The sequence below is a fragment of the Pradoshia sp. D12 genome (assembly GCF_008935075.1).
GTDB lineage: Bacteria > Bacillota > Bacilli > Bacillales > Pradoshiaceae > Pradoshia.
The window spans coordinates 675,020-687,364 of the sequence record NZ_CP044545.1 but is presented as its reverse complement, the minus strand read 5'-3'; the positions used below and the strand labels follow the sequence as shown (position 1 = coordinate 687,364).

Annotated in this window: 12 protein-coding genes, 1 tRNA gene and 1 riboswitch; of the genes, 2 read left to right on the top strand and 11 right to left on the bottom strand. The window is 39.1% G+C overall.

Annotation, left to right across the window (positions count from 1 at the left end; genetic code table 11):
* Positions 1–555: 555 nt before the first annotated feature.
* The 4 genes from nfsA to queG all read right to left on the bottom strand — a co-directional run bounded on the left by nfsA (position 556) and on the right by queG (position 4,027).
* On the bottom strand, positions 556–1,293 hold the full coding sequence (gene nfsA, locus F7984_RS03395; RefSeq protein WP_140462312.1) for an oxygen-insensitive NADPH nitroreductase: 738 nt from the start codon (positions 1,291–1,293) through the stop codon (positions 556–558).
* 107 nt (positions 1,294–1,400) lie between these two features.
* The gene (gene trmL / locus F7984_RS03390; RefSeq protein ID WP_066102772.1) at positions 1,401–1,877 is read right to left on the bottom strand and encodes a tRNA (uridine(34)/cytosine(34)/5-carboxymethylaminomethyluridine(34)-2'-O)-methyltransferase TrmL; all 477 of its coding nucleotides are present in this window, start codon (positions 1,875–1,877) and stop codon (positions 1,401–1,403) included.
* A gap of 72 nt (positions 1,878–1,949) precedes the next feature.
* Entirely contained in the window at positions 1,950–2,816 is an 867-nt protein-coding gene (locus F7984_RS03385) for an amidase domain-containing protein (RefSeq protein WP_066102773.1), read from the bottom strand.
* A gap of 71 nt (positions 2,817–2,887) precedes the next feature.
* Entirely contained in the window at positions 2,888–4,027 is a 1,140-nt protein-coding gene (queG, locus tag F7984_RS03380) for a tRNA epoxyqueuosine(34) reductase QueG (protein ID WP_066102774.1), read from the bottom strand.
* Positions 4,028–4,109: 82 nt separating this feature from the next.
* On the opposite strand from queG, the gene F7984_RS03375 reads away from it, so the two are divergent.
* On the top strand, positions 4,110–4,799 hold the full coding sequence (locus tag F7984_RS03375; protein ID WP_140462311.1) for a B3/B4 domain-containing protein: 690 nt from the start codon (positions 4,110–4,112) through the stop codon (positions 4,797–4,799).
* Positions 4,800–4,856: 57 nt separating this feature from the next.
* Here the strand turns inward: F7984_RS03375 and F7984_RS03370 are convergent.
* Both F7984_RS03370 and F7984_RS03365 read right to left on the bottom strand, forming a co-directional pair.
* A tRNA-Gly gene (locus F7984_RS03370) sits at positions 4,857–4,927 on the bottom strand.
* 121 nt (positions 4,928–5,048) lie between these two features.
* Positions 5,049–5,834, bottom strand: a complete 786-nt coding sequence (locus tag F7984_RS03365) for a glycosyltransferase family 2 protein (protein WP_151675507.1) — start codon at positions 5,832–5,834, stop codon at positions 5,049–5,051.
* 218 nt (positions 5,835–6,052) lie between these two features.
* On the opposite strand from F7984_RS03365, the gene F7984_RS03360 reads away from it, so the two are divergent.
* Entirely contained in the window at positions 6,053–6,316 is a 264-nt protein-coding gene (locus tag F7984_RS03360) for a hypothetical protein (RefSeq protein WP_066102780.1), read from the top strand.
* A 492-nt stretch (positions 6,317–6,808) separates the two neighbouring features.
* Here F7984_RS03360 and F7984_RS03355 read toward each other — a convergent pair whose 3' ends face one another.
* The 5 genes from F7984_RS03355 to F7984_RS03335 form a co-directional block, all read right to left on the bottom strand.
* Positions 6,809–8,389, bottom strand: coding sequence for a Na+/H+ antiporter NhaC family protein (locus F7984_RS03355; protein WP_140462310.1), 1,581 nt, complete (start codon positions 8,387–8,389; stop codon positions 6,809–6,811).
* 146 nt (positions 8,390–8,535) lie between these two features.
* Positions 8,536–8,716: riboswitch (Lysine riboswitch) on the bottom strand.
* Positions 8,717–8,959: 243 nt separating this feature from the next.
* The gene (locus tag F7984_RS03350; RefSeq protein WP_066102789.1) at positions 8,960–9,667 is read right to left on the bottom strand and encodes an ABC transporter ATP-binding protein; all 708 of its coding nucleotides are present in this window, start codon (positions 9,665–9,667) and stop codon (positions 8,960–8,962) included.
* Entirely contained in the window at positions 9,667–10,446 is a 780-nt protein-coding gene (locus tag F7984_RS03345; RefSeq protein WP_066102791.1) for an ABC transporter ATP-binding protein, read from the bottom strand. Before F7984_RS03345 ends, F7984_RS03350 begins: the two co-directional genes overlap by 1 nt.
* Positions 10,421–11,389: a branched-chain amino acid ABC transporter permease gene (locus tag F7984_RS03340; RefSeq protein ID WP_066102793.1), complete on the bottom strand. Its 969-nt coding sequence runs from the start codon at positions 11,387–11,389 to the stop codon at positions 10,421–10,423. Before F7984_RS03340 ends, F7984_RS03345 begins: the two co-directional genes overlap by 26 nt.
* A gap of 13 nt (positions 11,390–11,402) precedes the next feature.
* Positions 11,403–12,281 carry a branched-chain amino acid ABC transporter permease gene (locus tag F7984_RS03335; RefSeq protein ID WP_066102795.1) on the bottom strand — a complete coding sequence of 293 codons (879 nt, stop codon included), beginning with the start codon at positions 12,279–12,281 and terminating at the stop codon, positions 11,403–11,405.
* Positions 12,282–12,345: the final 64 nt, after the last annotated feature.

Below are 12,345 nucleotides of genomic sequence, written 5' to 3'. Positions count from 1 at the left end.
CTAACTAAAAAGCTGAAGGGCCTTGATCAGCCGACAAGCATAAGATGAGGTGCGTAGGGAGAGCGCTTTTATCTCCCGTAGCAGCCACACTTATGTCTCGAGCGGCTAGGCCCTGAAGCTAGATTAACTAAAAGGCTGAGACGACTTGTCAGGCCTGACAAGCATAAGGATAGGCACGTAGGGAGGCGCTTTTCCCTCCCGCAGCGGCTATCCTTATGACTCGAGGGATTAGGAGTTGAAGCTAGATTAACTAAAAAGCTAAAACGGCTATATTAAGGAACGAAGACTAAATACGCCACGTCCTGTGGCAACGTCTTCATGACCTACATCGTGTAGGCCCGCGAGGAGCATAAGACAGGGGCTCGGAAGGAGGTGTTCTTCCTCCTGCAGAGACCATGCTTATGTCCTGAGCTTCTAGCCGTCGAAGCTGGATTAACTAAAAAGCTGAAACGACTGCATTAAGGAACAAAGACTAAAATAATCATGTCCCATAGCAACAAAACACAAAATACCCTTCACTTTGAGATAAAAGTGAGGGGTATTTTGTGTTTTTATTTATTTGAGCGCAAAGTGTTTAGATTTAACAAAATCCATCATAAATTCACGTTGTTTACTAGTTAACATACCAACGACTTGCTCTGTCCATTTATCTTTTCTCAATCCGTTTGTACGCTCATTATAGTAAGCAGAAATAATTTCGTTGTATTCTTCGAGTTCTGCTTGCTTGTCCTCGTATTCATTCTCATGAAAGACTGCTTTCAGCGGTAAGCGCGGTTTAAGATCAGATTCATGATCTGGATAGCCAATAGCCATTCCAAAGAGTGGAATAACACGATCAGGCAATTTTAAAAGCTCAGATACCTTTTCGATATTGTTCCGTATACCACCGATGTAACAAATACCAAGATCCATAGACTCAGCTGCAATAGCAGCATTTTGTGCAGCCAAGGCTGTATCAATTAACGCAATCATGAATGTTTCCATGCTTTCCAGATTGTGATCCATATTCATACCTTCCATATCAGCAGCCAACTTATGGCGATGATAATCGGCGCAAAACATTAGAAAATATCCATTGTGTTCAACATACGATTGTCCACCTGCCAGCTCCGCTAATTGTGTCTTCTTACTTTGATCACTGACCCCAATGATTGAATAAGCTTGAACAAAACTCGATGTGGATGCAGACTGGGCTGCACTTATAATTGTTTCAACCTGCTCCCTTGAGAGAGATTTTTCTTTAAATTTACGAATCGATCGGTGATTATTTAATAGGTTAATCGTTTCATTCACTGGACTCAGCTCCTTTATAACGTAGTACAAATATAACAAATTATAGAAGTGTTATCTAAAATTTTGTTTAACTCTTTATAAAACAAAAACTTCTCTAGAAAGAGAAGTTATGTCAAATGAATATAATTTTGTTGGCGTAAAGCTTCATAGATAACAATTGCTGCTGTATTCGATAAATTAAGCGAACGAACATGAGTATCATTCATAGGTAAACGCAATCCTCTTTCAGGATGTTCCTCTAATAAATGCTTTGGCAGACCTGTCGTTTCTCGGCCGAAGATAAAGTAGTAATCTTTATTGGTATCTTCATATGAGATATCACTATGATAATTCTTCGCAAATTTTGTGATATAAAAGAACTCCCCACCACTGTTCTTTTCAAAAAAATCTTCAATTGAATCATAATAAATAATAGTTACATGCTCCCAATAATCAAGGCCGGCACGCTTTAAAGCTTTATCGTCAGTGGAAAAGCCCAAAGGACGGATTAAATGCAGGGTTGTATCTGTAGCTGCACATGTACGGGCAATATTCCCCGTATTTGCCGGGATTAATGGTTGGTATAAAACAATATGTAAAGACACTTTTCCTCACCTCTGGTTAGTATAAGCAGCCTTCATTATAACACTATTTCTCTTTTTCCAAAAATGGAAGACCTAATTCGTTATTATATGAAAATATTTATATTGGATATTAGGCGTATAGGCAGTAGAATCTTCATAATTCCAGTATCTCATACGGCTGTTCGTTGTATGAGCATTCACCAAAGGGTAGCCATATTCATCCTTTCCGGTCACAATCGTATTATGATTAAACCTGCCATCCCCTTCAAAATCATAACAAATAATATCTCCAATCATTAATTGGGAAGGATTCTTTACTTCCTTCGTCCAAGAAGCTGCCTTTAACATGAGCATAAAAGCATGTGCCACTGTCCAACTAAAGCTCCAATTGCTTTTTCCTTCTATCCACCACCCCTTTGAACGATTAGGTTTACCCCACATCGGTATACCACCGGCATATAAACATTGAGATATAAAATTCGTACAATCATCGGTGAATTGTGGATAGGTGGGATTAAAGGAATTCCACCATCTCTCGGCGTATTGAACCGCCTTTAACCGATTATAGGCAATCTTGGCACGCGAGGAAGTAAGATCTAAACTCCTCAGGAGGTCTTGTTCCATTATTTGAGGCTTAACATTTAATTTCTGATCTATCAAGAGTTTAGTTTCTTTAAAGGAAGCTTTACGAAGCTCCACATGTTCTTCCATGTAAAATTGTGTCCCTTGCTTCATTACAAGCTTCCAATGAGTCTCATATATAGCATCGACGACATCTTCCCGCTCCTTGATTTTTTTCACATGCCCTTTTGCCATGACCTTCACTATTTCTCCATTGCGTTTACGCATGCCTTCCTGCTTCTTCAATAAGGTTTCCATATTATCTGTCTTATTTGAGGATGTATTCTCTTTGAGTTTTTGTATCCTCTCCTCGACCAGTTTTTGCAGTTTCTCTTTCATCCATTCATCCACTCCTTCTCTAAAAAGTATGATGAATGACTAAAATACATACAAAAAACCGGAGTGAAAAGCTACTCCGGTAACATAAGACGTTCTAAGGCATTATTTATTTCAGCCACTACCATCTGATCGGTCTCTTCTTTTAAACAATCCTTTAATACAGCCATTGCTTCCTCGGTACCTATTTTTCCAAGCGCCCATGCTGCTGTACCTCTGATAACAGGCCTAGGATCCTTTTGCAGCAATTCTTTAATTGAAGCAACACTTTCTGAATCCTTAAAATGTGCCAATGCGATAATCGCATTTCTTTGAATGGGCATCTTCCCACGCCAAGAACCTGAAACACTGCCAAACTTCTCTTTAAACTGGCGGTTGCTCAAGCTTAAAAGGGAGACCAGCTGAGGTTTTGCCAACTCAGGATCAGACTCACATTCAGGGTGATTATGAAAATCTATACGGCGATTATAAGGACATGATGTCTGACAGGAATCACATCCATATACTCTGTTACCCATTTTATCTCTGAATTCATAAGGAATCATATCCTTCGTTTGAGTCAGAAAGGATATACATCTCTTTGCATTAATCTGTCCTCCTTGAACCAACGCACCGGTAGGACAGGCATCCAAACATTTTGTACATGTTCCGCACAAATCCTCCATTGGAGTATCCGGAGGAAATGGAATGCTTGTAATCATTTCGCCAAGGTACATATATGAACCAAATTCTTCGTTTAAAATCGAACAATTTTTGCCGCTCCAGCCTATACCAGCCCGCTCTGCTACGGCCCGATCAACCAGCTCACCTGTATCTACCATAGAGGATAAATAAGAATTCGGCATGCGCTCTAAAATAAAAGCTTCAAGCTTCTTCAGGCGATCTTTCACCACATAGTGATAATCTTGCCCCCAAGAAGAGCGGCTAAAAATGCCACGTCTATCCCCCACTTTACTTTTAGGTGCATCTTTGAGTTTAGATGGATAAGCTACAGCAATAGCTATAATAGATTGTGCTTCTGGCATTAGCCTTCTTGGATTAGTCCTCTTATCTAAATCTGGCTCTTCAAAACCCGATGCAAAATTGAGGTTCTGTTGATCAATCAGTCGTTTCTTTAAAACCTGGAAAGGATCAGCTGATGTAAATCCAATTTGATCAATCCCTATTGTCTTGCTATATTCGATAAGCTCATCTTTGAGTATTTGAAAATCCATCTTAGCCTCTCCTTTCTCTGGAAAATGAATAACTTTTATATGTATGGTAAACTATATCCAATCATTTTGGAGGTGTAAATTTATGCAAATTCATGTAGATCGCCAGCTATTCGCAAAGGCCGGCGATGTAAAAATCGGTATTATCCGCTATCAAGGAATTGTTGCTGATGCCATTCCCCCGATGCTAGTAGGACGCCTTCAGCTCTATATTGAACATTTACATACTGAACTAGAGAGTAAATCCTTGAATGCATACGAAGGGATTGTATCATGGAGGAAAGTATTTAAACAAACTGGAAGTGATCCATCTCGTTACCGTCCCTCAGTAGAATCCTTACTTAGACGCGTCAAAAAAGAAGCATACACGCCGTCAGGCAACTCAGCGATTGCTCTCAATAATTTTTTCTCCCTGCAATATACTTGTCCATTAGGAATATATGATTTATCAGCTGTGAAAGGTGATGTAGAATTTCGAATTGGTGTTGCTGAGGATACCTATGAGGGATTAAATGGCCGTGTAAATAAATCGGAGGGTATTATAGGTTCTTTTGATCAAATAGGCCCTTTTGGTAGCCCGTATGTTGATTCTGTACGCACAAGTGTGGATGACCATACTTCAGATGCACTGCATATCATTTATTTTTATCCCGAAATCACCATTGAACAAGCACAGCAAATGATGGGCGCGATATCCAAGATGTTCATTCAAGTCCATGGAGGGGAATCTGCCATCCATCTACTGAGCCAAGAATGCAATACTATCAAAATATAAAAAACGCAATGCTTCGTACTCCTAAGTTACGAAACACTGCGTTGTTAACAATTCAAGAGCGGGTGAAGGGAATCGAACCCTCATCATCAGCTTGGAAGGCTGAGGTTTTACCACTAAACTACACCCGCAAAGAAGATAAATATTATACTAGCAGAAAGTTCACCTGATTTCAACCTTTTTTCGACAAAAATCGCATTTTTTTATTTACTTAAAAAGTGACGCCCTTATTTAGTAGGCGTCACTTTTCCCTTATTCTTTTAAGCTTCGATTTCTTTTCGTCTCGTGTTTTGCATAATTTACAAAACAGAAAGCAGATTCAAAAACACCTAATTTCTCTACTTGGCGATATAACGACCAGATTCTTGATGCCGTTTGGTAATTGTTTTTTTCCAAAACATCATTGCTTTTTCTAAGATAAACATAGACATTTTTTAGTCTCTTCGCTTTAAATCCTCTTTTCAATATAGAAAGCCAAAGGGCGAAGTCTTCAGGAATATCTCGGTTATGTACTAATTGAATTTTCCCAACCTTATATTTATCAATCATGACAGTCGAGCAGCCAATAGCTGTTGTATCTCTTAACAAATCTTGATATGTAAGATGAACCGGCATCTCAATAACAGGTTCATATGCTTGGTTCTCCTCATCAATAAACTGATAATCAGTGTAACTAAATGCCAAGTTATGCGCTTCCATGAATTCAAGCTGCTTTTCCAATTTATTCGGTGCCCATAAATCTTTGCTGTTTAGAAAGGCAATATAATGTCCTTTGGCTGCCTGAATAGCCATGTTTCTGGCTTTGCCCGGACCGACATTTTCCTGCAGGGTAATTAATTTAATTCTGGAATCATCCATTAGATACTCTTTTATCATATCCTTGCTATTGTCAGTCGAAGCATCATCAACAATAATTAATTCCCAGTTTTCATAGGTTTGTTTTTTAACTGATTCTATGGTTTGACGAATAAAAACCTTTGAATTATAGCTTGGCATGATAATAGATACCAATGACCTAAATGGAATACTGCTTCTCACGATTCCTCACCCTCCTGATAAAATTTATCCTAAAAGTTATAAAACTCTCCGAATAGTAAATTATTATATAAATATAATAATATTTATCCGTTTTATTCATGTATTAAACACTTCAGATGGGTTTTTCAGACTCTATCCAGACTTTATACATGTCCTATTTACTGAAATAACCAACATGGATTATAATGGAAATACAAGGTGCTTAAGGGTGTGTTTAATTGAAAACTATTATTCAATCATTGGTTGTTTCATTTGTGATTCATATAATCTATATTGGTGGATCCCTAATCGTAGGCTATATAACTATAAAGACTTATAAACCCGATATTAAAGATGAATGGGAAAATGTAAAAATGCTACAAAGTGAAGTGGCTTTTGGAACAGTTGGTTCTCCTTTGTTTTTTCTAATTACCTTCATCGCCGTTGCCTTGATATGCGGAATAATCATTACTACTATTAGGAAATTTGTGCGGATAAAATAAATCAATTCTTTACATGATAGTGAAAGGGGGAAACCCACAATTATCATGGGAGCTTTTTCAATTTTTTATCTTAGCTAATTTTTTACAAAGAAGAGAGTATAAAAATGAACCTTATTAAATATTTAGGTATACAATGTCTACTAATTGGCATGATTATCCTGACTAATTTTTATTTAGACAGTTATATTAGTAAGCCATTTACTTACACGGATTTACTAGCAATAATAATTGGAATTTCTATACTAATCCTTACTTTACATCTTTCTGATAAGTTAAAAAAACGTCTGAAATCTATTTCTTTATTTTATAAAATATCCCTTTCCATATTAGCCATTTTTATTGCAATTATTTATATAGGTCTTATAACAGGAGAAATACAATTTTAACCCTTTTCAACAAAAATTTAAGTAGAGCATTTTATGGTTCAAACATCACATTATTAGTTAAAGAGACAAAAAGAAAAGGATGGCCGGTATCCAGCCATCCTATCTATTAATGAATAATACTGTTTTCTAATTGCTCCTGCTTTTTGGGCTTAGATACCCATACAAAAGATGCCAGCAAGATAACGACCGTGATCAATCCCATCGGCGTACTTCCTGTAAATCCAAGGACAATATACCCTACCATAGCTATACCCGCACTGATTAAAGCATATGGGATTTGCGTCATCACGTGATCAATATGATTCGCACAGGCACCGGTAGAAGAAAGAATGGTTGTATCGGAAATCGGTGAGCAATGGTCACCAAATACCGCACCAGCCAATACAGCCGCCATCGCCGGCAATATCATCGTAATATCTGTTACAGCCGTAATTTCTCCTGCAATCGGAAGCAGGATACCAAATGATCCCCATGAAGTACCCGTTGCAAATGACATCAATCCTGCTATTAAAAATAAAAGTAATGGAAGGAAGGATACATTTAAGTTTAAATCCTGTACAAGTCCAGCCAAATACTGGCCAGTTCCTAGCCTTCCGATTAAATCAACGATTGTCCAGGCAAACAATAAAATATAAACCGCTGGCAGCATGGACCCTATTCCGTGTTTTACTCCTACTGTGAATACCTTTACAGATATTCCATGCAAAACAAAGACTTGTCGTAAAAACATAATGATTGTTACTATAATTCCGATTGTACCACCCAGAACCAATGATTTAGTGACATTAGTATTTTCAAAAATGGTTAGAAGTGTTGCATGTCCAGCAACTGCCTGATAACCTGTCCAAAGCATCGCAGCCACTGTGCCTACAATAAGAGTTACAATGGGGATTACCAAATCTCCAACCCTGCCAGTTGTACTTCTCGGTAAATCTTCTTTTAATTCACCTGGAACTGTCTTGGATGGATTATAAAGAATACCTTCTTTTACCGCTCTATCCTCATGTACTTTCATCGAACCAATATTCCAATTTCGATAGATCACAATGAATACCATCGCCAACGCTGCAATCGCATAAAAATTCATTGGGATCATTTGAATGAACGCTGATATGGAACTGTATTCTGTCACCTCATGAGTGATAAAAATTCCTCCTATCAGTGCAATAATATAAGCCCCCCAGCTGGATACAGGCATAATTACACAGATAGGCGCTGAGGTAGAGTCAATCAAATAGGCAAGCTTAGCTCTCGGTATTTGATGTCTATCTGTAATCGGACGTGCTACCTGGCCAACCGCCAAAGCATTGAAATAATCATCAATGAAAATGAGTATCCCAAGTAATGCAGCTACCAGCTGAGCTCCAACTCTGGTTTTAACATGCTTCATCGCCCATTCACCAAAGGCACGGCTCCCACCGGAAATGGAAATGAAAGCCGTAATGATGCCAAGGATGAGCAAGAATAAAATAATATATATATTGGATACATTCAGTGATCCATCTGATATAAAGATTCCTTTTACCGCATCCCATATAAGGATACACGTATTACTAATATTAAAATCAGTAAGCATTAAAGCTGATGCTACAATCCCCGCACCAAGTGAAAGCAAAACCTTCCTTGTTACAGCCACCATTAGAATTGCCAATAGTGGGGGAATAAGCGTATAAACTGTCGACTCCATTCCTTTTTTCCTCCTCCAAATAAATAAGGGGAACTCGTCGTGAGTGCTGACCCTTGCGCTCTTACCTTTTATGCAAAAGAAAATAAAGAAGGGCTGCAATAGAGAAATATCTACCGCAGCCCTGTATCAGCTTTTCTTTCTCCATCACGACCTGTAGCTCCTCATTATAAGAACCTCTTATAATGACAGTGTTGCTTTTATTTAAAACAACCCCAGCAAATTCATTTCTGACTAATCAACTTGCTTCGGCAGTTTCCCCTTTCGGCTATGCTCTCTGTTGTCATCCTCACATAGCTTACTCTTGAATCCTGCGCCTCTACCCCATCGGAATGATAAGGTACTATCTAATTGTTATTCTAATATAACAGATTACGTTCCTGTTCACAATGTGGAATAGATGCGTATTTTTTTACAATTATCTGATTAATTATTAGGATGAAGCCTGACTCAATTGCTTAACGAGTAACCCGATCGACAACATGTTAGGCTAATTAATCCAATCCTCTCGTTCCTGTAACCCACACAAAACTAAAACTCCCCTGTAAAAGTTTACAGAGGAGTGATTCACCTTTAATGTCCGCCAAGATAGGCCATCTTTACTTTTTCACTTGAGGTTAACTCATCTGCCGAACCCGAGAGGACGATTTTGCCGGTCTCCACTACATAGGCACGGTTGGCAATCGATAGTGCCAAATTAGCATTTTGTTCAACTAAAAGAATAGTTGTTCCCGCATTATTTATTTCTTCAATTATGCGGAAAATTGTTTTAACCAGTAGTGGAGCCAATCCCATGGAAGGTTCATCGAGTAAAAGCAATTTGGGCTTAGCCATTAATGCCCTTCCCATTGCGAGCATTTGTTGTTCTCCACCTGACAATGTTCCTGCCGGCTGTTTAAGACGTTCGTTCATCCTTGGAAAAAGATCAAATACCTTCTCCATATCCTCTTTAATCCCAGCTCGATCCCTACGTAAATAAGCACCAAGCTGTAAATTTTCTTCCACTGTCATATTGGCAAAAACCCGCCGTCCTTCTGGTACATGTGAGATTCCCTGCTTTACAATCACTTGAGCTGCTTTTCCACCTATGGATTTACCCTGATACATGATTTGACCCTGCTTCGGTTTAAGTAAACCTGAAACAGTTTTAAGTAGTGTACTTTTTCCAGCCCCATTTGCACCGATTAAGGTAACAATTTCCCCTTCGTCAATATGAAAAGAGACACCTTTTAATGCCTGAATATTTCCATAGTAAACGTTAATATCTTCAACCTTCAGCATCAGGAAACCTCCTCGCCAAGATAAGCCTCTATAACCTTAGGATTATTGCGGACTTCATCCGGTGTACCGTGTGCGATTAATTGTCCATGATCAAGTACATAAATACGTTCACATACCCCCATCACAAGCTGCATATCATGCTCAATCAAAAGTACAGTTAAATCAAATTTTTCACGTATTAAGCTGATTAACTCCATCAGCTGACTTGTTTCCTTCGGATTCATACCCGCTGCCGGTTCATCCAGCAGCAGTAACCGCGGACCCGTTGCTAGGGCTCTGGCTATTTCAAGTCTGCGTTGCATTCCATATGGAAGATTCTTGGCCTTTTCATCACGATAAGAATCCAGATTAAATATTTTCAGGAAATCTACAGCCTTTTGGTCCATTTCCAATTCTCCCGAAAAATGATTAGGCATTCGTATAATTGAACTGAGCATAGAATGTTTAGCCTGTGAATGATAAGCAACTTTGACATTATCTATGACAGATAAATCTCCAAACAAGCGAATATTTTGGAATGTCCTGCTAATTCCCTTTCTTGTAATTTTATAAGGCGGTAATTTGTTAAGCTTATCGTCGTTTAAATGAATGGTTCCTTCTGATGGTACGTACACACCAGTTAAAAGGTTGAAAAAGGTGGTTTTCCCTGCTCCATTCGGTCCTATTAAGCCGCACAGTTCACCGGGATACAGCTCCATAGATACATCTGCTACAGCCTTTAACCCTCCGAAATGAATTCCAATTTGGTCAACCTTAAGCAGTGGTTTGGTGGTTTGCATCCTTCATGCCTCCTTTTGTCTTCCTTTTGAAAAATGAGGTAATTTCCTTTGTACCCATCAATCCCTGCGGTCTGTACAGCATTGTCACAATTAGGATAATACTGTAAAGAATCATCCGCGTATCAGAATAATCTGATAGGAAGGAAGAAATTAATGTAAGGAGAATTGCTGCAATCACAGAACCTGACATACTGCCCAATCCCCCAAGCACGACGAATATTAAAATATCAAACGACCGAAGGAAACCAAAGGTTGACGGATTAATAATATAAAAGTTATGAGCATATAACCCACCGGCAATCCCAGCAAAAAAGGCACCAATGACAAAGGCAGCCACCTTATAATAGGTTGTGTTAATACCCATGGAATCAGCTGCTGTTTCATCTTCCCTCACAGATATACAAGCACGACCGTGAGTAGAATTAGTGAAATTCCGAATGACGATAATGGTCACTAGTAAGCAGGCAAAAACCCAAGGCCAGGTTGTCATTTGCGTGACCATCATCCCTCTTGCCCCACCAACGGAGTCCATATTAAGAAAAACAATACGAACTATTTCTCCAAACCCAAGAGTGGCAATCGCCAAATAATCTCCCTTTAAACGCAAGCTCGGGATCCCGATAAGCATGCCTACCAAGGCCGCTGCAATCCCTCCCATTAATAAGGCAGATAAGAATGAGACCTCTAGCATCATAGACATGACAGCAGAAGCATATGCCCCAATTGCCAGAAAGCCAGCATGTCCAATCGAGAACTGGCCCGTAATTCCAATAATTAGATGCAAACTAACTGCCAGAATAATATTAATTCCAATTGTCACAATAAGATTAGTATTAAAAGCATTTAAATATCCGCCTGAAATAAGAACCTGTACCACGATAAACAAGACGAATGAGAGTAAAATAGAGAGCCAAAAACCTTTAACCTTCTTAAGAATTGCCATCGCCATGTCTCCCTTACACTTTTTCTCTTCTGTTTTTTCCGAACAAGCCCTGCGGCATAAAAATTAATATCAAGATGAGGACAACAAATGCAGCTGCATCCCTCCATAAGGATAAACCGGAGGCACTTACCAACCCCTCTACTACACCAAGCAACAGACCGCCTACCATGGCACCTGGAATAATGCCAATCCCTCCAAGGACCGCGGCGACGAAAGCCTTAAGTCCCGGCATTACTCCCATTAATGGCTCTATTTTTGTATAGTAGGTCCCAAATATAACACCCGCTGCTCCCGCAAGTGCTGATCCGATTGCGAACGTAGCAGAAATTGTATTGTTTACGCTGATTCCCATTAATTTAGCAGCATCTGCATCAAATGAAACTGCACGCATCGCCCGGCCAATTTTAGTTTTATGAACAACAAATTGCAGAACGATCATCAAGAAGAGTGAAACACCCAAAATCATCAGCGATTGACTTTTTATCGTAACACCAAAGATATCTATTGAATCTGCTGGCAGAACATTATTTGGATATGCTTCAGGCTGCGCTCCCCTGATTTGGATCATCCCGTTTTCGATTAATAAGGAAACCCCAATGGCCGTAATGAGTGCCGCAATACGAGTCGCATTACGCAGAGGCTTGTACGCAATCCGTTCAATCAAAACTCCAAAGATAGCACAGGCAACCATGGCAAGAAGCAGTGCGGGAAAAAAAGATAATTCCATAAACGTAATCGCATAAAAGCCGATGAAGGCTCCAACCATAAATACATCGCCATGTGCAAAATTAATCAATTTTACAATTCCATACACCATCGTATAACCGAGCGCTATTAACGCGTAAATACTGCCAAGTGATATCCCATTTACAAGTTGCTGAATAAATTCCATAACCTTAGACTCCCCTCGGTCATTATTTCAAAAATAGGAAGCTTTATCACAAAGCTTCCTATTC